Here is a 25,014-nt window from a genome sequence, read left to right on the forward strand (position 1 = left end):
AAATCTGCTGTTTTGAAGACAGAATCTGATCTGGCCGCTGAGCAAGTATATTGGCATGTTGTCAAGTTTGCTTGCATCACTGCGACTAGCACAGGGGTCAGCCAATGGTCGGAAAAAGAGTCAGACGGCAGAATTGGTTTTTGGGGTGGGCGTGGGTCGGGCTACTGGTGGGATTGTTGGGATCTTGCAATGTGGCTTCCAAGGTGGCTTCCAATGTGGCTCCTGAGTCAGCGCCACCCGTCGCACAGGAGCCAGTCACGCTGACGGTTTCAGCAGCGGCCGACCTGAACTACGTGTTTCCCGAAATTGGCAAGCAGTGGGAGGCGGAAACCGGACATCGGGTTACGTTTAACCTGGGTTCGACCGGACAATTGGCACAGCAAATTGAGCGGGGCGCACCCGTGGATTTATTTGCCGCAGCCAACCGGAAATTCATCGAAGATTTGGATGAGAAAGGGCTGATTCGCTCCGAAACGAAGGCGCTGTATGGCGTGGGGCGAATTGTGCTGTGGCAGAGAGACGACAGCCCCCTGGAACTGAAAACCCTGCAAGACTTGACGAAGCCGGAGGTGAAACGGGTTGCGATCGCCAATCCAGACCACGCGCCCTACGGGGTCGCCGCCCGCGAAGCGATGCAGTCTGCTGGGGTTTGGGATGCGATTCAGCCCAAGCTGGTTTTTGGGGAAAACATTAAGCAAACCCAGCAACATGCCGAAATGGGGAATGTGGAAGTGGCGATCGCTGCCCTGTCGATTAGCGTCGGCAAACCCGGAAAATGGACGCTGATTCCGGCTGAGTTGCACCAGCCGCTGGAGCAGATGCTAGCCGTGCCCAAAACCGCGCCGCATCCTGAACTGGCTCAGCAGTTTGCCACATTTATCAATGGGGAGAAGGGTCGGCCCCTCATGAGAAAATACGGTTTCGTCCTGCCTGGAGAGGAGCTAGCCCTATGATTTGGCAGCCGTCGATCCTCTCTCTCCGGGTCACCTTGGTCGCCAGCGCTTTGATTCTGGTGTTTGGGCTGGGGCTGGGAATTTTTTTGGCGCGGGTGCGGTTCCGGGGACAGATTTTTGTGTCTACGTTGCTGAATTTGCCGCTGGTGCTGCCACCCAGCGTCGTGGGCTATTTTTTGCTGCTGGCCTTGGGACGCGGCAGTCCGATTAGGGAATGGCTGAGAATTGATTTGCTCTTCTCTTGGCAGGCGGGGGCGATCGCCTCGGCGGTCGTCGCGCTGCCGCTGATGGTGGAATCGACCCGTGCGGCGATCGCCAACGTCAGCCCAGAGCTAGAGGCCGCCGCCCGCACGCTGGGTTCAACGGAGCCAGAAGTGCTGTGGCGGATTACCCTACCGCTTGCCCATCGCGGCATTTTGGCAGGCTTTGGGCTAAGCGTGGCGCGGGGATTGGGAGAATTTGGCGCAACGCTGATGGTGGCAGGCAGCATTCCCGGACGCACCCAGACTCTCCCCCTGGCAATCTACGATGCCGTGCAAATGCAGCGCTATGGACTCGCAAACGCAATGGTGCTGATAATGACGGCGATCGCCTTTGCTTTGTTGTGGTGGGTGCGCCATTTGGAGTCCAAACAGTCTCCTTCGCAGTCGCCAATCGCGATTCGCCCAGAGATCGACTCAGAGATCGACTCAGAGGTCAACCCAGAGGTCAACCCAGATGAGCCTATTGGTAGATATTCAGAAGCGGCTCCCCAGTTACACCCTGAACGTAGCCTTCAGCGCTGAACGAGAGCCACTCGGCATTTTGGGCGGGTCAGGATCGGGCAAAAGCATGACCCTCCGCTGCATCGCGGGCATTGAAACCCCCACCAGCGGCACCATCGTGCTGAACAATCGCATTCTCTACGACTCGCGCAAAGGCATTAACCTCCCCAGCCGCGATCGCCGCGTGGGGTTTCTGTTTCAAAACTATGCGCTGTTTCCGCATCTCACGGTCGCCCAAAACATCGCCTACGGACTGAATAAGCGCCAAGGGTCAAAACAAGAAAAGCGAGAACTCGTCCAAACCGTCGAAGCGCAGCTTGGGCGCGTTCAGCTTGCCGGATTTGGCAACCGCTATCCTCATCAGCTTTCCGGCGGACAACAGCAGCGAGTTGCCCTTGCTAGAGCGCTGGCCCCCAATCCCGATATCCTTCTGCTCGACGAACCTTTTTCTGCCCTCGATACTCACCTCCGCAGCGAGCTAGAAAAGCAGCTCATCAAAACCCTGGCAGATTACAACGGCATCACTCTGTTTGTGAGCCACAATCTGGAAGAGGCCTATCGCGTGTGTCAGCGATTGCTTGTGCTTTCTTCGGGAACCGTGATTGCCAATGGATACAAACAGGACGTGTTTCATCATCCGAAAACAATGCCCGTTGCCCAACTGACCGGATGCAAAAATTACACCCGAATCCAGCCCATCAATCAGCAAACGGTACGCGCTCCGGATTGGAACTGCACCCTTCACACGGATGAACCCGTCTCTTCAAAACACACGCACATCGGCATTCGGGCGCACCATATCCGCTTTTCCCATCCGCCCCACCCGCCCAATACCTTTCCCGCCTGGCTGGCCTGGACCAGCGAAACGCCTCATCGCATGACGCTATTCCTCAAGCTGGGCAACGCACCCCGCTACGCCGAAGACTATCATCTCCAGGCAGAGGTCTTCAAAGAGGAATGGGAACGCCTGAAAGATCGTCCCCAACCGTGGCATCTCACGCTAGATCCGCTCCGGCTTTTGCTGCTGGAATAAGTTGCCAAAACTCGGCCTGCCCCACCTGCATCTTCCATGCCAAAATGCCGATAGCCATTAACCGCGTTCCCTCCATCCCGTGAAACCCGAACACGACCTTTGCAATAATCTGAAGCAAGTCCGGCTGCGGCTGGGCATGAGCCAGCAAGACCTAGCGGCGATCGCCGGAGTGTCGCGCCAAACCATCGGCGGCGTAGAGGCAGGACAATACGCACCATCCACAACCGTCGCGCTGCGGTTGTCCAGGGCGCTGGGTTGCCAAGTTGAAGACCTGTTCTGGCTGGAGCAAGATGCGGTGGAGTTGGATGCGCTCCCGACCCAAAACTTTCCGACGGATCAGGCCACTCGACTCAGTCTGGCCCGAGTGGGCGGTCAGTGGATTGCACACCCGCTAAAGGGGAACGCCGCCTTTCGGACAGAAATGGTGCCTGCGGACGGGGAAGGCCGCTACGATTCGACCACCCAAATGCTGCGCGTCCACCTGCTCGACGATCTGGAAAAGCTGCACCGCACAGTTGTCATCGCGGGCTGCACGCCAGCACTGTCGCTGTGGGCGCGGGCCGCCGAGCGCTGGCATCCCGACCTGCGCGTACATTGGACGCTGGACAACAGCATGTGCGCCTTGGATCGGCTCTGTTGCGGAGAGGTGCATCTTGCGGGAATGCATCTCTACGATGCGGCCACGCGAGATCACAACGTTCCGTTTGTGAAAACTGCCCTGCAAACGCAAGCTGTCCTGCAAAGTGTCGCTGCTGTGGTGATTAATTTGGGCAGTTGGGAAGAGGGGTTACTCATTCAGCCTGGAAACCCGCTGCAACTCAAAACGATTGAAGATCTGACCCGACCGGACGTAAAGATTGTGAATCGGGAAGCGGGGGCAGGCAGTCGGCAGGTGTTAGAGCGATCGCTCCAGGTGGCAGGCATTCCGTCGCAAGCGGTTCGGGGATTTGACACCCTGGCAGCGGGGCATCTGGAGGTGGCCAGGGCGATCGCCACTGGGCAGGCAAGCGCAGGCGTTAGCACTGCATCGGTTGCCGCAGCGTTTGGGCTAGAGTTCATCCCGCTGCATCGCTCTCGCTATGATCTGGTAACGCTCCAACCCTATCTCGAAGAAGCGCCCGTGCAGCAGCTTTTGAGTACGCTGGGCCATCGTCGAGTTCTGTCGCAGTTGCAAAGGCTGGGCGGTTACGATACGAGTCAAACGGGGGATATTTTGAGTACCGTTATGTCTTCTTAAGTCCGTACATCTGCGACAGTATTTTCCATCCTGATCGAATCTGTCACTCATGTCTTTTACTGTTCCCAAAATTGCAGCGATCGCCCCCACTTGGCTGGCATTATCCGAGCTAAAACCCCTTGATCCTGCGGACGTTCATCTGTGGTTGGTGAATATTGAGAGCGGTACAGAATCCCTGCCATTGCTTGAGCAAACCCTTTCGCCCGACGAACAGGTCAGAGCCGCAAAGTTTCGCCAGACGGGCGATCGCGCTCGATTCATCATCGGTCGGGGCATTTTGCGACACCTGCTCAGCCGCTACACCGGGCTTGCGCCATCTGCCATTTGCTTTTCCTACAATTCCTACGGCAAGCCTGCCCTGAAGTCCCCATCCAACGCCACGCCGCCACTGCAATTCAACCTGTCGCATTCTGGCGGGCTGGCGCTGTACGGATTCACGCAGGAGCATCTGATTGGGGTTGACCTGGAGCAGCATCGACCGCTGGATGTGCTTGCTCTGGCGCGATCTGTCTTTTCTGAATCAGAACGCGCTGTGCTAAACCCTCTGCCCCCCGCTGAGCAACTGACTCAATTTCTGCAACTCTGGACATGCAAAGAAGCCTACGTGAAGGCAACTGGCCAGGGATTGAGCGGGCTAGAGCAGGTGGAGATGGCGATCGCCCCTAACGGCTCAATTCGTGTCCCAGCATTCACTAATGCCACTAATGCATCACCGTCTGATTCATGCTGGCAGATTCAACCTGTGTCGCTTGGCAATCACTTTTCTGGTGCGTTCGCAGTACACAAGCAAGCTTTTAACCTGTATTGTTACCGTCTTTACTCTGTGCAAGATCTAGTGTAACTTCTCGCCCTTATCCCAACTCACGGCTGATATATCCCCGAATTGCAGAAACGGCCACCACTCGCGGCGAGGCTAGATAGTTATTCCCCGTGGGATCGCCACTGCGTCCCTTGAAGTTGCGATTGGTGGCGTAGATGCCGTTCTCGCCCGCTTCCAAAACGCCCCTGCCCGCGTTGATGCAGGCTCCGCAGCCCGACTTGAGAATTGTTGCACCCGCCGCCTCTAAAATCTGCACATAGCCCAGGGCCTCGGCCTGTTGCAGCACTGCTTGCGACGCTGGGACGACAAACAGGCTGACCTGCGACGCAACTCGGTTCCCGTTTAGCACTGCTGCCGCTTCGGCCAGGTCATGCAATTTGCCGCCTGTGCAGGAGCCGATAAACGCATTGGTGATGGGAACCCGCCCCAACTGGCTAATGCCCACGACCTGATCGGGCTTGGGTGGACAGGCGACTTGGGGTTCTAGATCGGTTAGATCAAATGTGTAGGTGCGTTCGTATTCTGCATCCGCATCACTGGCGATCGCCCTCCCTAGTTCTGCCATCGCCTCATCATCCAGTCGTTCTTCCAAAGATTCGCTAGTGCGTTCCCTCTGGCGTTCTGCCAGATACTCCCGCGTCACTGCATCAGGCGCGATCAGTCCACACAGCGCCCCACACTCCACCGCCATATTTGCCAGCGTCATCCGCTCGTCCATCGGCATTCGGGCGATCGCCCCGCCGCAAAACTCCAGCACCTGCCCGATCGCCCCGTCGCAGCCCAACTGCCCCAGCAAAAACAGCATGATATCTTTGGCGCTGATCTCCGGTGCAGGCGTTCCCTCCAGGCAGATTCGCAGCGTCGGCGGCACGCGCAGCCACAGATCGCCTGTTGCCAGTAGGTTGGCCATATCCGTTGTGCCAATGCCTGTCGAAAAGCAGCCAAATGCGCCATAGGTGCAGCTATGGGAATCCGTCCCGACGATCACCATGCCCGGTCGCACAAACCCCCGCTCCGGCAGCAGCACATGGCAAATGCCCGCTGCCTCTCCGGGCGACACCACATCCAGCAGGTGGCAGCCTTGCTCCTCGGCAAACTCGACCATTTGCTGATAGAGCAGGTCAGCTTTGGGGTCAACCCGAATATCGTTAATTTGAATAAAATGATCCGCCACCAGCACCAGGCGATCGCGCTCCCAAATCCTTGCCGACTCACCGAAATGCTGGTAGAAAAGCTGTGCCACCCCAGCGGCGATCGCATCGTGGGACATCGCCAGATCCACCTTGGCAAACACCACCTCACCGGGCTGTACAAACGCATTACCCGATGCCCGCGCCAGCAGCTTTTCTGCCATCGTCATGGGGCGGCGCGGCGTGTCGCTGGGCGGCAGGGCCATGTCTCCGCGCAATCGCTGCTGGTTAAAGGCAAACAGTCCGCCTGCCTGCGTAATCGCCGCCACAATTGGGTGGGTTTCTGCTTCGCCCAAGTGCTTTAAGGGCAACCCGATATTGATGCTGTTGCGGTAAAAAATATCGGCAAAGGATCGCGCCCGCACTTCACGAATCCCTGCCGCTTTCAGGGCGATCGCCGCGATTTCTCGACTAGAGCCACAGCCAAAGTTTGCGCCTGCTTCGATTACGTTATAGTTTGTGAGCTGATCCATCCCAATTACATGCTCCAGGGCATACCGCTTCAGATGCGCCGGATCGAGATTAGTTCCGCGCTTGGCTGGGATGATGTCATCCGTGTTAATGTCATCTCCTAGGGTTAAAACTTTCTCAGGTGGATTCGCAGGATGATTCTCAGGTGTGTTCATAGGGCTTTGCATTGGTTAGCTGTTGAATCAGTTGCTCCGTAAAAGCTTTCGTATTCACAAACCGATCTTCTGGCAAGGCCATGAGGTCGGCCGTACGATAGCCCGCTTCCAGCAGTTGCTCCTGGGCGATCGCCAGATGATCTGCCGCATCTTGCTCCCCCCACTGTCGCAACATTAACTCCACGCTGGCCAGCGTCCCCATCGGATTGGCGATGCCCTTGCCCGCGATATCCGGCGCTGTGCCATGAATCGCCTCGTACATCCCAAAACCGTCTGCATTTAGGCTGGCAGACCCCAGTAGCCCAATTGACCCGGCGATCGCCCCGCCAATGTCGCTGAGAATATCGCCAAACAGGTTGCCTGCCAAAATCACGTCAAACTGCTGCGGATTCATCACGAGCTGCATCGCCAGATTGTCCATCAGCATCGGCACCAGCCTCACATCGGGAAACGCTGCCGCTTCTTCCTGCACCAGCCGCGTCCAGGGAAGGCAGGGCAGCGCGTTTTCCTTGTGGGCGATCGCCAGTTTCTTGCGCCGCTGCTGGGCCTGCTGAAGCGCGACACGGGCGATCCGCCGAATTTCGGAATCGGCATACTGCATCGTGTGAAAGCCATAGGGGCCAGTCCCATCCACCCCGCGCCCCGACGGACCAAAGTAAATGCCGCTGACCAACTCCCGCACGAACAGAATATCCACCCCGTCCAGCTTTTCTGGTCTGATTGACGAGCGGTGCCGCAGACTTTTGACCGGGCGCACCGGGCGCAAGTTGGCAAACAGGTCAAATTGCTTCCGCAGTTCCAGCAAGCCCGCCTTTGACACCGCCCCGAATAATATGCCGTCTGCCCCCTTGCAGAGCCGCGCCGTCGCCTCCGGAAACCCTGTGCTAAACATCTGTACGGCGGGTTCTCCCACCAGCCCATGCGTCACCCGCACCGAAAAACCATGCAGCGTTGCTAAATGCGCCAGCACCGCCAGCGCCGCCTCCACAACCTCTGGGCCCACGCCTTCGCCTGACAGCGCCACCAGTTGATATGCTCTATTTCCCACGACCCCACGTCCCACACCACCTTATGGATTTGAACTTACGCACTTGCGATGAATTTTCTGGGTTTTGAATGATTTCTCACGGGCGTAACCTGCAAAAAATCATTCGACTGCGTAAGTAAATCATTCGACTGCGTAATTCCTATGGATGATAATACGTCTGGCAGGCGTTGGGATCAGGGATCGGGGTTGGGGTGTGAGGGCTGGAGGTAGGACAAAATGCGGTTTCCAAACGCCAGAAGGCTTTATCGAATACTGGGCGGCGTGGTGGCGCTGTACGTAGCGACCTGTGGGCTGGTGTGGGCAGGGCAGACGCGGCTGATTTTTCGTCCCGATGCCAACATTCGTACCACGCCGGATGCGGTAGGATTGCGCTACCAAATCGTTGATTTGCCCGTAGGGACGGGGCGGGTGCGCGGCTGGTGGATTGGCGCGAATCGGGACGACGCGCTGACGGTGCTATACTTCCACGGCACAGGCAGCAATTTGGGGGATCTACCCTGGCTGGCAGCGCAGATTCATGAGTTGGGCTGGGCGGCCTTTTTCATCGACTATCGCGGCTATGGCGAAAGCCAGGGACATTTTCCCACCGAACAATCGGTCTATGCCGATGCGATCGCCGCCCTCGACTACCTCACCCAAACCCGCCGCATTCCGCCCCAGCGCATCGTGGTTATGGGCAGATCCATCGGAGGGGCGATCGCTCTGGAATTGGCAATCCGCAATCCTAACCTGGCCGCCCTAGTCGTCGAGAGTTCGTTTACCTCTATGCGAGAGATGATCAGCCACTTCATACCCATACAGCTTTTGCCCGTGGATCTCTTGCTGCACCAAAGATTTGATTCCCTGGCAAAAGTGCGATCGCTCCAGATGCCGCTGCTGGTGATTCATGGGACGGGCGATCGCGTCGTGCCTGTTCACATGGGGCAAGCGCTCTACGACGCTGCGCCGCCGCCCAAGGAACTGCTGCTGATTCCTCAGGCGGGCCACAGCAATTTGCGACGAATCAACCGGACGCTGTATTTCCAGACGCTCCAGCGCTTCGTTACGCGCTATGCCAATCCTGCTGCCGGAATTTAGCATCGCCATGCACCCAACCTTAAACCCATCTGTTGCCAAGGAATCAACACTGTGAAGCGAGCGACGTGGACATCGAAACAGCGAATCTGGCAATGGCTTGTGGCGCTGGCGTTGCTGCTGGGCATCCTGTTTCGGGGGTATGGGCTGGGCGATCGCGTGTATTGGGTGGATGAAGTCGCCACCTCGGTTCGCATTGCTGGCTACACCCGCGCCGAAGTCACCGCCCAACTCAGCGACGGTGTTCCCCGCACGCCCGCAGACCTCCAGCAGTTTTTGCATCCCGCCCCCGATTTGCCCTTGACCCAAGTCCTCCGTGCCCTAGTTCAAAGCCCCGAACACGCCCCGCTTTATTTCTTGCTAGCCCACGGCTGGACAAAACTCTGGGGCAGCAGCATAGTAGCCGTGCGATCGCTCTCGGTTCTCTTCAGCCTGATTTCACTTGCGCTCATCGGGCGACTGGCCAGCCAGTTGTTTAATTCTGCCCCTGCCGGGGCGATCGCCACGACGTTACTAGCCCTGTCGCCTTTTTTTGTGTCCTATGCCCAAGAAGCGCGTCCCTACAGCCTGTGGAGCGTCACGCTGCTGTGGAGCAGTTTGGCGTTATGGAACGCGATGGGGTATGCCACAGAGAATGTGAAACAGAACGTTTTTGGGAACGAGATGCCGCATTCGCTTTGGCGCTGGTTGCCCTATGGATTCAGCATGGCGGTGGGGCTGTATACGTCGCTGCTAACGGCGCTGGTGCTGCTGGGACACGGGCTGTACGTCCTGTGGGTGGGCAATCGCGCTCAGCGGCATGGATTTCTCCAGGCAGCGGCGCTGGCGGTTGGGCTATTTCTCCCGTGGATTCTCATTGTCCTGAGCCAATGGGATACCCTGCAAGCCAACACCGAATGGATGCGTCAGCCGATGGGGGCGCTGTCGATGCTGGTGGTCTGGCTCTATAGCCTCGTCGTGCTGTTTTTTGACGCGCCGGTGGAATTGGGGCCAGTTGCGCTGGTGGCAGCCAAGTTTCTCACTGCATTGCTCACGCTGGGGGCGATCGCCTTTGCTCTGTGGTGGACTTTGCGACAGCCGCGAGTGGGGAGCTTTGTCGCCGCCCTACTGCTGCCCGTTCCTGTGATTCTGGTGGCGCTGGATCTCATCCGACAGGGACAGGCCTCGGCCACATCGCGCTATCTTATCCCCGTCCAGCTTGCCGTGCTGATCGCAATAGCGGGCTGGCTCTCTGTCGGACGCTCCTGGCAGCGCGGCGTTTTAGCCTTCCTGCTCATGGTCAGCTTCTTATCGGGTCTGTCCAACCTGCACCACATTCCCGACTATCAAAAATCTCGCAATCGGCACAATCCTGAAATCGCCGCCCGGGTCAATCAGCAGCCTTCGCCCCAGATCATTGCCGAGTCTCGCTATGCCCTCGATCTGGTATCCCTCAGCCAGTTCCTCAAACCCGATACCAGGGTTCAAATTCTTAGTCCTGCGTCCATGCCGCCGCAGCGATGTGAACCCTTCTTTCTGCTAAACCCACCTGCATTGCTCCAGCAGGACATTCAGCAGCGCGATCGCCCCCAGATTACCGAAGTTTTTCGCCCAAAAACCTTGACAGATTCAGACATTTATCTATCCCTCTGGCACGTTGAGAATCCCGATCGATCCTGTCCTTCTAGCTGAGTGATGTCCCTCCTCACTGCGTTCCTGTTGCGATGTTTCATGTAGCGCGATCGCCTCTCAAATTCCTGCAAAATCCGGATCAAATCCTGGGACGATTGCTGGTATTCCTAATTCTGGCTGGCATCCTGTTTCGGGGGTATGGGCTGGGCGATCGCGTGTATTGGGTGGATGAAGTCGCCACCTCGGTTCGCATTGCTGGCTACACCCGCGCCGAAGTCACCGCCCAACTCAGCGACGGTGTTCCCCGCACGCCCGCAGACCTCCAGCAGTTTTTGCATCCCGCCCCCGATTTGCCCTTGACCCAAGTCCTCCGTGCCCTAGTTCAAAGCCCCGAACACGCCCCGCTTTATTTCTTGCTAGCCCACGGCTGGACAAAACTCTGGGGCAGCAGCATAGTAGCCGTGCGATCGCTCTCGGTTCTCTTCAGCCTGATTTCACTTGCGCTCATCGGGCGACTGGCCAGCCAGTTGTTTAATTCTGCCCCTGCCGGGGCGATCGCCACGACGTTACTAGCCCTGTCGCCTTTTTTTGTGTCCTATGCCCAAGAAGCGCGTCCCTACAGCCTGTGGAGCGTCACGCTGCTGTGGAGCAGTTTGGCGTTATGGAACGCGATGGGGTATGCCACAGAGAATGTGAAACAGAACGTTTTTGGGAACGAGATGCCGCATTCGCTTTGGCGCTGGTTGCCCTATGGATTCAGCATGGCGGTGGGGCTGTATACGTCGCTGCTAACGGCGCTGGTGCTGCTGGGACACGGGCTGTACGTCCTGTGGGTGGGCAATCGCGCTCAGCGGCATGGATTTCTCCAGGCAGCGGCGCTGGCGGTTGGGCTATTTCTCCCGTGGATTCTCATTGTCCTGAGCCAATGGGATACCCTGCAAGCCAACACCGAATGGATGCGTCAGCCGATGGGCGTTTTGCCGCTGTTGGCAATCTGGCTCTACAACACCTCCATTCTGCTGTTTGACGTACCTGCCACGCTGTCCCCCGACCTGCCGACCGTCGCCAAACTGCTGACCTCCATGCTGCTGGTGCTGCTGCTGGCGATCGCCCTCCGCCATCTTATCCGCCGCACGCCGCGCCCGGTCTGGGGATTTGTCGTGCTGTTTGCCCTGACGATTCCTACCCTCCTACTGGGGCTAGATTTTCTCCGCAATAGCCAGCTTTCCACCGCTGCCCGCTATTTGCTCCCCTTTCACCTGGGCATGATTTTGGTACTGTCTTTTTACCTAACGGACTTACTCCGTGCCCAGTCCCCCTCTCGGCAACGACTTGGGCGGGGGCTGATGCTTTGCCTGGTTGCCCTCTGTTTTCTGTCCTACGGCTTCCAACTCCAGCAGCCACCCAAGTACCAGAAAAGCCGCAATCTGCACAATCGGGCGATCGCCGCGTTAATTAACCAAACCGCTGACCAGACTATCGCCCCCCGACTGATTGCCGAACCTGCCCAGGCGATGGATCTCGTCTCCCTCAGCCTCGACTTGCAGCCCCAAACGCAGATCCAGGTGATTGCCTCGATGGGCGAGAATTGGAGGGGCGATCGCCTATTATTAGAACCGTGCCAGCCTGTGTTTCTTTTGAATCCCTCAGCGGCTTTAATCACCCGTATTCAAACTGAAACAAACCAACCCGTTCAAGAAACCTATCGTCCCCAAAAACTAGTCCCCAATGAACTGGCCCTGTCTCTCTGGAAAGTTAACCAATCTTGCTCTTTTCCATGATTATGAAATCCTTAGTCGATCAATTCCAGAAACAGCACAAAGCCTTTGCAGTTCATCAAGGGGAAAAGCTGGTTAGAAGCCTAGAGGATCTAATTGCGAAATATTCTGCTGTTGGTGACGGGGCTTTTTTTGAAGTTCAGCACTTTCCCTGGGTTAACCTTCTAGAAACAAACTGGAAAACGATTCGAGCAGAATTAGACAATCTGCTGAAGGACGTGTATTCCATTCCCAATTTTCAAGACATCTCCACGGATCAGATCAGCATCACCCAGGACAATCTGTGGAAGACCTATTTTCTCTATGGCTATGGCTACAAAGCAGAGCAAAACTGCCTGCGCTGCCCCGAAACGACGCGCCTAGTTGAACAGATTCCTGGCATGAAAACGGCATTCTTTTCTATCCTGCTGCCCCATAAAACCATCCCAGAACATCGCGGCCCCTACAAGGGATTATTGCGCTATCACCTGGGGCTGAAAGTGCCCGCAGCAGCCGACCAGTGCGGCATTTGTGTAGGGGGTGAAGTGCGCCACTGGCAGGAGGGAAAAAGCCTGATTTTTGACGATACGTTTCCCCATTCCGCCTGGAATCATACAGATGACATTCGCGTAATTTTGTTTGTTGATTTCATCCGTCCCATGCGTGCGCCCGTATCCTGGTTCAATCAGTTTATGATCCAACTGATTGCCTGGTCGCCCTATGTGCAGAGCGGTCGCAAAAATCTTTTAGAGTGGGAAACGAAGCAGAAATAATTGCTTGAACCAATACCTAAGGGTTGACACCTAAACTTATACATGAAAATTGCAATTCTTACGTCTGGCTTCCTGCCCGTAATCGATGGGGTGACAGTCACTCTCCTCCACAGGTTGACGCGACTGAGCGAGTTGGGTCATCAGGTCTTAGTGTTTTGTCCAAGCTATGAATCGCTGGAATCAATCTATCCAAATTGGGCAGACTATACAGGACATTTTTTGCCCGGTGTAGAAGTTATCAATTTGCCAAGTGCCTCATTTATGGGGGTTGAGTTTGAGCGCAATGTTACCTCAAAGTCCTATGATCTTGTGCTGCAAAGATTGGCGCAATTTCAGCCTGATGTTATTCATGTGGATGAACCCGATCGCCTCTTTCTCGGCTTTGGCAAAATTCCGGCGATCGCCCATGCGAAGGCGCACCAGATCCCCTGCACTAGCTTCTATCACACCAACTTCTTGGAATACATTGACGACTTCTTTCCGCTGCCAGCCCCGCTGCAAAATTTGGTGAGGTGGCTCTGTAAGAAACTGATTACAAAGCGGGTATTTAATGCTTATGATGTAACGTTAACTGGTAGCAAAATCACCTATGAAAAGCTGCTAAAGCTGGGCATCAAGAATGCAGTTTACGAAGAATTGTTAGGTGTTGATTTAGCTGCATTCAGTCCGAACCTTCGGCAGGAGCAGTTTTTTGAAAAGACCTATGGAATTGAAGCGGGCGATCGCACAAAACTTCTTTTCCTGGGGCGATTAACCCCAGACAAGGGCTGGAAATTCACGCTGAAAGCAGTTCCAAAGCTAGTCCAAAACCTGGGTTCAAGTCGCATCTTGCTGCTGATTGCGGGGGATGGAGAACTGCGGGATACCATCCGTCAATCGCTAACGGGCGTGGTCGATTTTCACCTGCTGGGTCGCGTGTCTCCAGATCAGATTCCTGCACTCATGGCAAATAGCGATTTCCACGTCACGACCTCCAAAAAGGAAACCAAAGGGCTGACGCTGTTTGAAGCTTTTGCTGCTGGAATTCCCGCCGTTGCTCCAGCGGCAGGCGGTGTTCTGGACAGCATTCAGCCCGGAGTCAACGGTCTGCTCTATGAGCCGGACAGCACCGCAGATTTTGTCGAAAAACTCCAGTTGCTCATCGAAGACCCAGACCTGCGGCAGCGCTTGGGACGGCAGGCGCGAGACTGGGTGCAGCCCTACGGCTGGGATCAGGCAGTCGATCGCCTGGTCAGCCTTTGGGCTTCGCGCCTGCCTGTTGCCACCAACCCCTAGCCCTTAGCGCGGCCACATATAGCCGACGTAGAGTAGAATGCTGTCGCGGCCGGGGTTTGGTGGGTACAGCTCGGCGTTGGAAATGTGGTGCCAGCGCAGCCCTACCATGAGGTGTTCCTGGTCTCGCATTCGGAAGGTTGCACCGCCACCGACCTGGGGCGTGAAGTTGAACTGCGATCCACCCTCTGCGGGCACATCTTCACTGGTGACCAGAAACCCTGCGCCGCCATCCACATACAGTGACCAGGTGTCTTCTCGTACAAAGTGCCAGCGCAGGATCAGCCCAAGATTCAGACCCACCGCATCATCTCCTGGCTGAATGAACTTGAGCTTGTTCAATTCCAGGTTAATGCTGTGCCCGTGGGCAAAGAAGTCCGTAATGCCTGCGCCCGCCAGCCCAAACGCAGCAAAGCCGTCATCATCTGGATCGAAGGAAATGGACGGCCCCGCCTGCACGTACCAGTAATTTTGCCCAACGGCTCCAAAGCGTTCCGGGGCGGATGGTGGGGCTGGCTCAGCCTGGGCGATCGCCCTCCCGTCTGCATCTGGCTCCAGTGAGTAGTCGGCAGTAGCAGCCAATTCGGATGGCAACAGCGCTTCCATATTCAGCAAATCCGCCGCCTCGTAAGACGTAAGCGGCATCGGACTCTCCGCGATCACATCAGTTGAATCTGGTGGAAGCAAGAATTCCGTCGATGCGGCGGGCGGCAACGCAGATGGAGAAGATTCAATCAATGCGGGGATAGAAGCTGGGGAAATATCGTCTTGGGGTGATGCCTCCTGGGAAAGGGCTGACATCGGAGAAAGCACGACAGCGCTCCACGATGTTGTCAGAATTAGCGCGGTGTAGGAAATCCTAGAAGAAACAGACTGGTGATTCAAAGAGGAGGCTCTTGCAAGGTTCTTAGGAATAGAAAATGTCATTTTTTTGATGGGGTTTTGGATCTGCTCACGCTCAGCTTTTGAGAATTGCTGCAAGCTCTGAATTCAGGTTTTTTGGAACAAAAGCATGAACAGTGCGGGTCATAGCCTAGACATTAGGCAGGGCTAGAAATTTAACCAACTAAGAATTCAATCGCGAAATCTCCTTGGCGATCGCCGATACAGTAAGGTGAATTTGCTCCTCCGTATGTAAACAAGACAAAAAGAACCGCAAACGAGCGCGATCGTAGGGCACCGAGGGATAGACCATCGGCTGCACATGAATCCCGTGCTGCATTAGACGGTGACAAAGCCGAACTGCTGCTTGGGAGTCGCCGATGATGACCGGAATAATCGGTGTGTCTGCACTGCTGCCCGTATTCAGCGCGTGTTCTTGTGCGAGGTGGAGGAATAGCTGCGATCGCGCTCTGAGCCGCTGAACTCGCTCTGGCTCCCGTTGCAGCAATCGCAGCGAGGCGAGGGCCGCTGCCGTGTTCGCAGGAGTCATGCCCACGCTGTAGACAAAACCAGGAGCCGTATATTTCAGGTACTCCACCAGCGCCTTGCTGCCCGCAATGTAGCCGCCGCAGCTTGCAAACGACTTGCTCAGCGTTCCCATCCACAGATCCACGTCGCGGGCCGCAATGCCAAAATGTTCACCAATGCCGCGACCGCTCTGCCCTAACACGCCAATGGAGTGCGCCTCGTCCACCAGCAAGAAGGTTTTAAATCGCTTTTTCAGGGCCACGATTTCTGGCAAAGGAGCGATGTCGCCATCCGCGCTGTAGATGCCTTCAATGGCAATCAGCACTTTTTCATAGCGCAGGCGATGCTGGGACAACAGGTGTTCGAGCGATCGCCAATCGTTGTGCGGAAATTCCATCAGCGTCGCCCCTGCCAATTTGCAGCCCTCGCGGATGCTGTTGTGGCTAAGGGCATCGTAGAGGATCAAGTCCTGGCGACCGAACAGATGCCCGATGGTCGTCACGTTTGTGGCGTGCCCCCCAACGAACAGCAGGCAGTCCTCAGTGTCCAAAAACCGAGCAATTTCCTGTTCTAGCTCTCGGTGGAAAGGGCGTTCGCCTGACAGGACGCGACTGGCGGAAACCGACGTGCCATATTCCTGCACCGCAGCAATCGCCGCCTGGGTCACGATTGGATCACCTGACATACCCAGGTAGTTATAGCTGGCGTAGCTAATGAATGTTTTTTCGTGAATCTCAGTGGTGTCGCGGGAAATCCCAGTATGCTGCATGAAAAAGGGGTTTCCGAGTTCTTCCACTCGATTCAGTTCCTGTCGCAGGTTCTGATACTCAGGCGTGAGATGGAAGTGATAATAGGATTCTGGAACCTCAAGATTTTCTGATTCAGAATGAGCGATTAGATCTAAACCTAGATTTGAACCTAACGCATCCTGCTGCGGGGTATCGGGGCTGCTGTTTCTGACTCGATCGGCGGGAATACTTGCATTCGCCATTCCGTTCAGGCTGGTATTCTCCTGATTCGTCCTAGAGGGTGACGAATCCGGCTGATCAGGACGCTGCAAGGACAGGGGCGATCGCCCGTCTTCCCCTTCTCTGGCGGTCGCTTCCATTGCGGCAAGGTCTGTGGCAACGTCCATTGCGATAGACTGCCCAGTTTGGGCGATCGCCTGCTGGGCTGTGACCATCCCTTTCCCCGCAGAGGGGCCATCCTGAAACAGCATTGTGGCCAGATGTTCCGCCAGGGCAGCCACGCTGGAATGGTCGAGCAGCAGCGCTTGCGAAATGGGGAAGCCCAGCCCTGCCTGGAGTCGGTTGGTGAATTCCACTGCCATCAGAGAATCCATCCCTAAGTCCGAAAACTGATCGTGAACGTCAATCAGTTCCGGGGTGCTAAAGCCCAGGACTTTGGCCAACTGCTGTTGGATAAACTGCTGCAATTGCTCCAGGCGATTCGCGACGCAATCCGTCCCGGAATCGCCCCCCTGCTGCAAACTCTGCAACAGTGGCGAGGCAGCAGGAACCGCAACGGGTGCAGCGGGCAGCACGCGCTCAAAAAAGGGCGATAGCTCCTGTCCTGCGTGGACTGCGCGAAACCTGGCCCACTCGATTGGCAACACGCCCACCTGCACCAGGTTTTGCCGCAATAGCTCAGACAACAGCGGCATCCCTTGTGCGGGCGAAATCAGGGTCATGCCCTGAGCTTCGAGCCGCTGCCGCTCCCGTTCCATCAGTTGCGTAGACATGCCCACGGCCCAGGCTCCCCAGTTGACGCTGAGGCCCGGCAGTCCCAACCGACGGCGGTGGTGCATCAGACTATCCAGCACTGCATTGGCAGCGGCGTAGTTGGTCTGACCCGCCGAACCCAGCAGCGACGCAGCCGACGAGAAGCAGACAAAGAAATCCAGATCGTGCGATCGCGTCAGTTCGTGCAGGTTCCAGGCTCCCTGCACCTTTGGAGCCAGCACCGCCTGAAACCGCTCCCACGTCTGGTTTTGCAGCACGCCGTCGTCCAGCACGCCGGCCGCGTGAACCACGCCCCGCAATGGCAGGGGACAGTGTTCTAGCAGAGGGGCGATCGCCCCCGGTTCTGCTACATCTGCTTGCACTGGAGTCACAGTAACTCCCTGCGCTTCTAGGTCGCTAATCCAGGCCTGGGCGATCGCCGAGGGAGCCTTGCGCCCCACCAGCAGCAGGCTCTTTGCGCCCTGCTCCACCAGCCATTGCGCCGTGAGTTGGCCCAGCGCCCCCAGCCCGCCCGTAATCAGATAGGTTCCATCGGGGCGCACCACTGGCTGCTGCGGCAGCACGGGCGGCAGCGCCATCACCACCTTGCCAATGTGCTTTGCCTGGGCCATGTAGCGAAAGGCGGTCGGCGCTTCGGCAATCTCAAACACCGTGTGCTTGAGCGGCTGCAACGCTTCCCGCTGGAACTGGTCGGTCAGTTCGCTCAGCAGCGCCGCAATGTAGTCCGGTTGCGCCTGTGACACCTCCAGCAAGTCAAACGAAAAATAGTCCACATCGGGGCGCAGGGCGCGAACCTGCTCCGCCGTCCAGATGCCGAGCTTGCCGATTTCAACGAAGCGACCCCTGGGCGACAGCAGTTCCAGGCTGCGGGGAATGTAGTCTTCGTTGAGACTATTCAGCACCACGTCCACGCCCTTGCCGTTGGTGAGTTTGGCGATCTGGTCGGCAAACGCCAGCGTGCGCGAATCAAACACCTGCTGCACGCCGAGAGACTTGAGGAAGTCCTGTTTGGGTGCGCTGGCCGTGGCGTAGACCTCTGCACCGAGGCGCAGGGCAAGCTGGACTGCGGCCAGACCCACCCCGCCCGCCGCCGCATGAATCAGGATGCGTTCGCCCTTTTGCAGCTTCGCCAACTGGCAGAGTCCGTGGACTGCCGTCAGAAACGCCGTCGGAATCGTTGCTGCTTCTGCAAAGGTGAGGGATCTGGGCTTCGGCGCAACCCATTTCGCATTCACGGTGACATGCTGCCCCAGGCTGCCAATTGCCTGCGCGGCCATCACCTCGTCGCCCACGCGGAATGCCGTTACGCCTTCGCCCACAGACGCAACGATCCCCGCACACTCGCCGCCAAAGGGCACTGCGTCTGCCGTGGCAAAGCCCATGTGTTCCAGATAGGGCTGGAGCATTCCCAGGGCGTTCAGCACGTCGCGGAAATTCACGCCTGCTGCCCGCACCAAGATCTCCACTTCGCCAGGGCCGGGCGATCGCCGCTGGCAGGGCATCAGCGTCAGGTGATCCAGCACGCCGTATTGCGTCAAGCCCAGGCGAAATGAGGGCGCAGCGGGAATCGTCAGGGCGGGTTTTGCGGGTGCCGGACTCAGCCGCGCCCGGTAGCGCGTGCCCTGGCGATAGGCGATCTGGTCTTCCGCATCGGTCTGCTGCAACGCTGCCAGCAGAGTCGCAGCGGGGTCTGGGTCTGCTGCGTCCAGGTCGATGCAGGTGCAGCGCAGGTCGGGCTGTTCCTGACGGAGCGATCGCCCCAATCCCCACAGCGCCGCCGCAGGGACGTGGGTAGGCGGGTCAGATGGGGCAATTGCCTGGGTTCCCGCCATGACGATCCACAACCGGGGTGTGGGGGGTTTTTGAACGGCATTGAGCGCCTGCACCAGATGCAGCACGCCGCCGCAAAGCTGGGTGCAGGTTTGGGTTAGCGTTTGGCCCGTGCTGGACGGTTCCGTATCCAGTCCCCATAGGTACACCACATCGGTCACCGGGGCGATCGCCACCTGTTCTGCAATGCGTTGCTGCATCTCTTCGGCATCCAGCGGATTCACGCTGTTTGCCAAAGCCCCATCCGACCCCCAATCCGCAAACAGCAGTGATGCGCGATTCCCGAAGGGATTGCTACGCGAATCGCCCTGCTGGGTCAGCCGTTCTGCCAGCCGTTGACCAATCTTTTGGCGATCGCTCAGAATCATCCAATGGCGGGATTGAGCCGACACAGGCGCAGGCTGAGGATCATTCGCGTCCGCCTGCCAGTCTAGGGTATAGATCCATTCCGTTTGCAGTTCTGTGGAATGGGCCGGATCACGTTCTACAACCTGCGAAGATCCTGTGTTGCCGGCTAGCCGCAGAAGCGACATTTCGCCGACGGGATGCAGGGTCAGTCCCGTGATCTCAGCCACGAGTTCGCCATTCGGATTGAAAATCTGGAAATCGGCCACCAGCGGCGACCGCCCGCCGTTTTCCGCTGGAGTCATTGTGCGAACCTGCCGCACCCAACTCCAGACCGTGGATTGTGCCGGAACCCCCAGCCGCAGCGATTCGATGCCCGTAGGTAAGTAAGTTCCGTCAGCATTGCCAAATCCGCAGGCAGCCGCCACTGTTTGAAAACAGCCGTCTAGCAGCGTGGGATGCAGATGGTACGCCGCCGCTTCAGTCCTCAGCATATCTGGCAGATGCAGGCGAGCCAAGGCAGCACCGTCGCCCTGCCAGAGTTGCTGAATCACCTGAAACGCGGGGCCATAGTTCAGGTGTTGCTGGCGCAACTGGGCGTAATAGTCCAACGGGGCGATCGCCTGCTGACGAAATTGCGCCTGGATCTCTGCCAGCATAGTGCCAGAACTCAGCGGCCGACCTGCTGCCAAAAAGCCTGTGGCGTGGCGCGTCCACGCCTCCGACTCAGCGTTCAGGCTCAAGAGTTGGAACCGATAGCCGCCTGCTTCTGGCGACAGCACCAGTTGCAGCGGGGTGGCAGATGCCGACAGCCGCAGCGCTTGCTCAATGCGAACCTGAGTCAGTTCTACTGGGGATAGCCCCACGGCCCGACCCGCGGCGATCGCCATTTCTGCATAGGCGGCGGCGGGAAAGACGGGCTGCGTGGCGATCTGGTGGTCAGCGAGATAGGCGGGGGCAGCGGCGCTAACGTGCGCTTCAAACCGGATGTCGCTGGTGCCGCCCAGCCGCAGCCGTTCGCCCAGCAGGGGATGCAGCCCTGGGGAGTGCAGGCGATTGGGTGAACTTGTGCGAATCGACCCAAGCGAGGGGCTATCGGGCTGCCACCAGTAGCGCTGTCGCTGGAACGGGTAGGTCGGCAGGTTAGGAATCCGTCGAGCAGAGGGAGGGGCGATCGCCTGCCCATCGATATCCACGCCGCGAACATAGAGCGCGGCCAGGCTGCTGAACAGCGTTTGCCAGTCGTCTTGCCCGGGGCGCAGGCTTGGCAGCCAGAGCATGGTTTCCGCCAAATCGGGGTCGCTGGCCTGCACGCACAGCCGCCCTATGCCTAGCAGAATTGGCTTTGCGCCGATCTCCAGCAGCACGCCACAGCCCTGCTGCTGCAAGGTGTCCATGCCCTGCCTGAATCGCACCGGCTGGCGAATATGCTGCACCCAGTAGTCGGGCGTAGCGATGTCTTCGGCAATCCAATCGCCCGTCACGTTGGAAATCAGCGGGATTTGCGGCGTGTGATACGTGATGGTCTTTGCCACCTGGGCAAACTCCGCCAGCATAGGAGACATCAGCGGCGAATGAAAGGCATGGGAGACATTCAGCGGCGTGGTTTTGATGCCCTCGGCGGCAAGTTGAGCGGCTAGCTTTTTCAACGCTGTGTTCTCGCCAGAGATAACGGTGGACTGCGGCCCGTTGATGGCGGCGATCGCCACGGTTTCGGGGTTCTCCAGCCGCGCCGCCACCGTTTCTGCATCCGCCATCACCGACATCATGCCGCCGCCCCCTGGGAGTGCCTGCATCAGCCGTCCCCGCGCTGCCACCAGCCGCAGGGCATCCTCCAGGCTAAATACTCCGGCAATGCAGGCCGCCACATACTCGCCAATGCTGTGGCCCATAACCACGGCAGGCTGCACGCCCCAGGACTGCCACAGCGTTGCCAGGGCATATTCCAGCACAAACAGGGCCGGCTGGGTGTAGGCGGTCTGGTCGATCCAGTCGGCTGCCCTGGAAGCCTGGTCTGACGTGGGATACAGCACCGACCGGAGGGGACGCTTAAGCTGCGGCTCCAGCAGTTTCGCGGCTTTGTCTACCGTTTCGCGAAAGAGCGGCTGTGTTTGGTAGAGCGATCGCCCCATATCCACCGCCTGCGACCCCTGCCCCGTGAACAAGAACGCCACCGATGGAGCCGCTGGAGCCGTCGTGCCGTAGGTGAGATTGGCCGTTTCCTGGCGCTGGGCAAAGGTTTGAAGCTGCTGCTGTATCTGGACAGGAGACTCTGCCACCAGCGCCAGCCGATGGGAAAAGTGCGATCGCCCAATGTTTGCCGTGAAGCACAAATTGGCTAGATCTGTTTCTGGATGATTCGTCAGGTATTCGCTATAGCGTTCTGCTAACTGTCGCAGGGCTGTTTCGTTTTTGGCAGAGAGCGTCAGCAGGTGGAGAGGGCGATCGCCTTCCAACTCACGTTCCAACAGCGGCTTGATCTGCTTCTTTTTTGCTTTCTTGTTGAGCTTCTTGGGAACATTCTTAGATACATTCTGTTCAGCAGGCGCAGGTGCTTCCTGCATGACGATATGTGCGTTCGTGCCGCCGAACCCAAAGGAATTGACTCCGGCAATAGCGGGACTGGATTTCCACGGCGTTAGCTCAGTCTGCACTCGCAGTGGCAGCGAGTCAAATCCAATTTGCGGATTGGGCGTTTGGAAATGAAGGCTAGGCGGAATCTGCCCATGCTTCAGGCTGAGGGCGGCTTTAATAACCCCTGCCACACCCGCCGCCGTTTCTGTATGACCGATGTTGGACTTCACCGAACCCACCGCGCATAAGCTGCCCGCCGGACGCTCCTCCGTCAGCACTCGGCCCAGCGCCGTGATTTCGATCGGGTCACCCAGTTTCGTACCCGTGCCGTGCGCTTCGATATATTGCACCTGCCCAGGGGAAATGCCCGCCCGCCGGTAGGCTGCCCGCAGCACCCGCTCCTGCGCGTCTACATTTGGCGCGGCCATGCCGTTGCTAAAACCATCCTGATTGGCCGCTGTGCCCCGAATCACGGCATAGATTGGGTCGCCATCTGCCTGCGCCTGAGTCAGCGGCTTCAGCAGCACCATGCCAGCCCCTTCGCTGCGGACGTAGCCATCGGCCCTAGCATCAAAGCTGCGGCAGCGCCCGCTGGTGGACATGAACCCGCCCCGCGCAAAGCCCAGCGTCACCGTCGGCAGCAGCAGCACATTCACGCCGCCCGCCAGCGCCATTGTCGATTCGCCCGTCCACAGGCTTTGACACGCCAGGTGAACGGCAACTAGCGAGGAAGAGCAAGCGGTATCCACCGACAGACTCGGCCCCTTCAGGTCAAAAATATAGGAAATCCGATTGGCGGCGATGCAGTTGCCTGTGCCTGTGGTGAGATACGGGTCATCAATGGGGTCTTGCCACAGCATGATGGAATAGTCGTGCGTGCCGATGCCCACGAATACGCCTGTATCCGTTCCCCGCAGGCGCTCTGGCACAATGCCTGCATCCTCCATCGCTTCCCACGCCACTTCCAATAAGAGGCGCTGCTGGGGGTCCATTGTGTTCACTTCGCGGGGCGCAATCCCAAAAAACAGCGGGTCGAACTGATCGACGCTTTTCAGGAAGCCGCCCCACCGCAGGCTGGCCCTGGCCGATTCTGTATTGGCGACCGACTCAAACTGGGTTCTGTCCCATCGGGAGGGCGGCACCTCTGACACTGCATCGACACCGTTTTTAAGGAGTTGCCAAAAAGCGTCGGGAGAATCAGCGCCGGGGTAGCGGCAGCCAATTCCAATAATTGCGATGGGTTCTGGGGGCATACGCGAGTCGGTCAGTGGACAGGAGAGATAGAGAAGGGAGAATTTTGGGTTTTAGATTTTGGATTTTGGATTGTGGATTTTGAGCTTGAGGATTTAATGTTCGCTTCCTGATTCGACGCTGTATAGAAAATAGCTGAAAATCTCACTAAAACAGCAAATCAGGAGTCCAAAATCGGCAATCTAAAATCAAAATCAGCCCTGGTTTGGCTTAGGCAGAATCGTAGGATTGTTCCTGGAGCCACTGGAGGATTTCATCGGTGGAAAATGAGCGGTTTTGCTGGATTGAAAGGTTTTTAATATCCTGGCAGATCTGCTCGTACTTTTCTCGGTCGAGCGGCTTTTGCAGACAGTGTTCAAACAAGTAGCGAATGTTGCTCACGCCGCTGTGTTTGCCGAACCAGATTTCGGGCTGGCCGTAGGGAAAAATGGCGTAGGAGAGGCGATCGCGCATCAGGGAATGCACATGAATCCCGGCTTCGTGGCGCTGGGCCGCCTGGGAATAGGGCGGATAGGCCCGTGCGCCCAGTTGGTCAAGGTGCTGGCCGACGCGGGCGATCGCCTCATAGTCTATCCCTGCCACCTCCCAGCCAAACCGCAGTCGCAGCCCATTTAGCACCTGCTCAATGGCCACATTACCCGCCCGCTCCCCGATGCCGCCAAAGGTGCCAGAGATCCCCGCTGCCCCGGCCCGCACCGCCTGGATCGTGTTCTCCAGGGCCAGCCCCATGTCGTTGTGAAAATGCACGATTAGCGGCGCACAGCGGGCCGAGGCCAGCAAATCGTGAATCCAGATGTAAGATTTTTCTGGCGTGAGGCAGCCCACCGTATCGCACAGCAAAAACTGCTCTAGGTAGGGCGAAAACTGGTTGATGCATTCCACCAAAAAATCAAAATCGGCGCGGCTGGCATCCTCCGCAGCAAAGCTAATTCGCAGCCCAAGCTGAGCCGCGTATTCCAAATGCTGGCGGACGCGACGGCACATATTCGCCCGCACCATCTGCACCTGATCTGGGGTCGCCTTGATGCCATTGAGCAGCGCCGCCTCTCGCGCCTGACCGCCTTCCGCCACCTGCATCTCTGGGTCGCGCAACAGCAGCAGCCGATCCGACACGGCATGAAACAAAATAATGTGCTGCACCCCCGTCGTTTGGGACTGCCGAATGCAGGCTTTATTCATCATTGTGGAGGCCGCCAGTTGGCCCCCCAGCCCATCGGCTACCAGCGTTTTCACCAACTGCTCCTCGACCGGGTGAACGGCGGGCATCAGGGCGAGCGAGTGAACCCCCGTGCTGGCGATTTCGTGGGCCAGCCTGCGCTTTATGTCTTTGCTAAAACAGACTCCGACCTGCTGCTCTCCGTCGCGGAGCGTCTCGTCGGCAATGATCAGGTGAATGGTCTCCATAGGATTGCAGTCGGACTCGGTCCCAAGAAACAACAGCTACGGCGACAAAGTCCGCATCAGAGGCTCATTGAAAAATCGTGGCATTGAGCGTTTAGGAGTCGGGGTTCATGCAAGTCGGTTGGGTGTTTATTTAGCCATGAGTGTTTTTTAGCACAAGACCAGGATGACACAGCGCATGACGCACAAAGTCAATCAGGGTTCCAGAAGACTATTGCACCCCTCAACAGGCGCGATCACCCCTGAAAAGCCTGCTGAAGAGGGTTTCCAGGCACCCAGTAAGGATGCACCCCTGCCAGCAGC

Annotated in this window: 15 protein-coding genes; 10 read left to right on the forward strand and 5 right to left on the reverse strand. The window is 57.6% G+C overall.

Annotation, left to right across the window (positions count from 1 at the left end):
- Positions 1-104: 104 nt before the first annotated feature.
- The 5 genes from modA (at position 105) to IGS16_RS07155 (ending at position 4,828) form a co-directional block, all read left to right on the forward strand.
- Positions 105-953 (forward strand): molybdate ABC transporter substrate-binding protein, encoded by an 849-nt coding sequence (gene modA / locus IGS16_RS07135; RefSeq protein ID WP_367185747.1) that lies wholly within the window; start codon positions 105-107, stop codon positions 951-953.
- A complete protein-coding gene (gene modB, locus IGS16_RS07140; RefSeq protein ID WP_297084567.1) occupies positions 950-1,738 on the forward strand; it encodes a molybdate ABC transporter permease subunit in 789 nt (262 codons plus the stop codon). The genes modA and modB overlap by 4 nt, the downstream gene beginning before the upstream one ends.
- Complete coding sequence (locus IGS16_RS07145; RefSeq protein WP_297084569.1) at positions 1,671-2,750, forward strand: sulfate/molybdate ABC transporter ATP-binding protein; 1,080 nt, start codon at positions 1,671-1,673, stop codon at positions 2,748-2,750. Before modB ends, IGS16_RS07145 begins: the two co-directional genes overlap by 68 nt.
- Positions 2,751-2,829: 79 nt before the next feature.
- On the forward strand, positions 2,830-3,987 hold the full coding sequence (locus tag IGS16_RS07150) for a substrate-binding domain-containing protein (protein WP_297084571.1): 1,158 nt from the start codon (positions 2,830-2,832) through the stop codon (positions 3,985-3,987).
- 49 nt (positions 3,988-4,036) lie between these two features.
- Positions 4,037-4,828: a 4'-phosphopantetheinyl transferase superfamily protein gene (locus tag IGS16_RS07155; RefSeq protein ID WP_297084573.1), complete on the forward strand. Its 792-nt coding sequence runs from the start codon at positions 4,037-4,039 to the stop codon at positions 4,826-4,828.
- 10 nt (positions 4,829-4,838) lie between these two features.
- Here the strand turns inward: IGS16_RS07155 and IGS16_RS07160 are convergent, their stop codons facing one another.
- Together IGS16_RS07160 and leuB are read right to left on the reverse strand one after the other, a co-directional pair.
- Positions 4,839-6,623: an aconitase/3-isopropylmalate dehydratase large subunit family protein gene (locus IGS16_RS07160; RefSeq protein WP_297084576.1), complete on the reverse strand. Its 1,785-nt coding sequence runs from the start codon at positions 6,621-6,623 to the stop codon at positions 4,839-4,841.
- Positions 6,610-7,671: a 3-isopropylmalate dehydrogenase gene (gene leuB / locus IGS16_RS07165; RefSeq protein WP_297084577.1), complete on the reverse strand. Its 1,062-nt coding sequence runs from the start codon at positions 7,669-7,671 to the stop codon at positions 6,610-6,612. Before leuB ends, IGS16_RS07160 begins: the two co-directional genes overlap by 14 nt.
- 216 nt (positions 7,672-7,887) lie before the next feature.
- Here leuB and IGS16_RS07170 point away from each other — a divergent pair, with 216 nt between their 5' ends.
- From IGS16_RS07170 to IGS16_RS07190, 5 genes are read left to right on the forward strand one after another with little or no spacing between them, the layout of a single operon-like run.
- On the forward strand, positions 7,888-8,748 hold the full coding sequence (locus tag IGS16_RS07170) for an alpha/beta hydrolase (protein ID WP_297084579.1): 861 nt from the start codon (positions 7,888-7,890) through the stop codon (positions 8,746-8,748).
- 51 nt (positions 8,749-8,799) lie between these two features.
- On the forward strand, positions 8,800-10,416 hold the full coding sequence (locus IGS16_RS07175; protein WP_297084580.1) for a glycosyltransferase family 39 protein: 1,617 nt from the start codon (positions 8,800-8,802) through the stop codon (positions 10,414-10,416).
- 32 nt (positions 10,417-10,448) lie between these two features.
- Positions 10,449-12,137, forward strand: coding sequence for a glycosyltransferase family 39 protein (locus IGS16_RS07180; protein WP_297084581.1), 1,689 nt, complete (start codon positions 10,449-10,451; stop codon positions 12,135-12,137).
- A gap of 2 nt (positions 12,138-12,139) precedes the next feature.
- Positions 12,140-12,886 (forward strand): aspartyl/asparaginyl beta-hydroxylase domain-containing protein, encoded by a 747-nt coding sequence (locus tag IGS16_RS07185; protein WP_297084583.1) that lies wholly within the window; start codon positions 12,140-12,142, stop codon positions 12,884-12,886.
- Positions 12,887-12,928: 42 nt separating this feature from the next.
- Positions 12,929-14,161 (forward strand): glycosyltransferase, encoded by a 1,233-nt coding sequence (locus IGS16_RS07190; RefSeq protein ID WP_297084585.1) that lies wholly within the window; start codon positions 12,929-12,931, stop codon positions 14,159-14,161.
- A gap of 3 nt (positions 14,162-14,164) precedes the next feature.
- Here IGS16_RS07190 and IGS16_RS07195 read toward each other — a convergent pair whose 3' ends face one another.
- From IGS16_RS07195 to IGS16_RS07205, 3 genes are all read right to left on the reverse strand, one after another.
- Positions 14,165-14,803, reverse strand: a complete 639-nt coding sequence (locus IGS16_RS07195; protein ID WP_297084587.1) for an acyloxyacyl hydrolase — start codon at positions 14,801-14,803, stop codon at positions 14,165-14,167.
- A 421-nt stretch (positions 14,804-15,224) separates the two neighbouring features.
- On the reverse strand, positions 15,225-23,312 hold the full coding sequence (locus IGS16_RS07200; RefSeq protein WP_297084589.1) for a type I polyketide synthase: 8,088 nt from the start codon (positions 23,310-23,312) through the stop codon (positions 15,225-15,227).
- A 208-nt stretch (positions 23,313-23,520) separates the two neighbouring features.
- Positions 23,521-24,714, reverse strand: coding sequence for a 2-isopropylmalate synthase (locus IGS16_RS07205; RefSeq protein ID WP_297084590.1), 1,194 nt, complete (start codon positions 24,712-24,714; stop codon positions 23,521-23,523).
- Positions 24,715-25,014 lie beyond the last annotated feature (300 nt).

Source organism: Thermoleptolyngbya sp. C42_A2020_037 (assembly GCF_015272455.1).
In the GTDB taxonomy this organism is placed as follows: Bacteria; Cyanobacteriota; Cyanobacteriia; order Elainellales; family Elainellaceae; genus Thermoleptolyngbya.

Bases quoted from the DNA above. Each gene is read 5' to 3' on its own strand.
- modA (WP_367185747.1), top strand. From the start codon at position 105: ATGGTCGGAAAAAGAGTCAGACGGCAGAATTGGTTTTTGGGGTGGGCG.
- modB (WP_297084567.1), top strand. From the start codon at position 950: ATGATTTGGCAGCCGTCGATCCTCTCTCTCCGGGTCACCTTGGTCGCC.
- IGS16_RS07145 (WP_297084569.1), top strand. From the start codon at position 1,671: ATGAGCCTATTGGTAGATATTCAGAAGCGGCTCCCCAGTTACACCCTG.
- IGS16_RS07155 (WP_297084573.1), top strand. From the start codon at position 4,037: ATGTCTTTTACTGTTCCCAAAATTGCAGCGATCGCCCCCACTTGGCTG.
- IGS16_RS07160 (WP_297084576.1), bottom strand. From the start codon at position 6,623: ATGAACACACCTGAGAATCATCCTGCGAATCCACCTGAGAAAGTTTTA.
- IGS16_RS07170 (WP_297084579.1), top strand. From the start codon at position 7,888: ATGCGGTTTCCAAACGCCAGAAGGCTTTATCGAATACTGGGCGGCGTG.
- IGS16_RS07180 (WP_297084581.1), top strand. From the start codon at position 10,449: ATGTTTCATGTAGCGCGATCGCCTCTCAAATTCCTGCAAAATCCGGAT.
- IGS16_RS07185 (WP_297084583.1), top strand. From the start codon at position 12,140: ATGAAATCCTTAGTCGATCAATTCCAGAAACAGCACAAAGCCTTTGCA.
- IGS16_RS07190 (WP_297084585.1), top strand. From the start codon at position 12,929: ATGAAAATTGCAATTCTTACGTCTGGCTTCCTGCCCGTAATCGATGGG.
- IGS16_RS07195 (WP_297084587.1), bottom strand. From the start codon at position 14,803: ATGCCGCTTACGTCTTACGAGGCGGCGGATTTGCTGAATATGGAAGCG.
- IGS16_RS07200 (WP_297084589.1), bottom strand. From the start codon at position 23,312: ATGCCCCCAGAACCCATCGCAATTATTGGAATTGGCTGCCGCTACCCC.
- IGS16_RS07205 (WP_297084590.1), bottom strand. From the start codon at position 24,714: ATGGAGACCATTCACCTGATCATTGCCGACGAGACGCTCCGCGACGGA.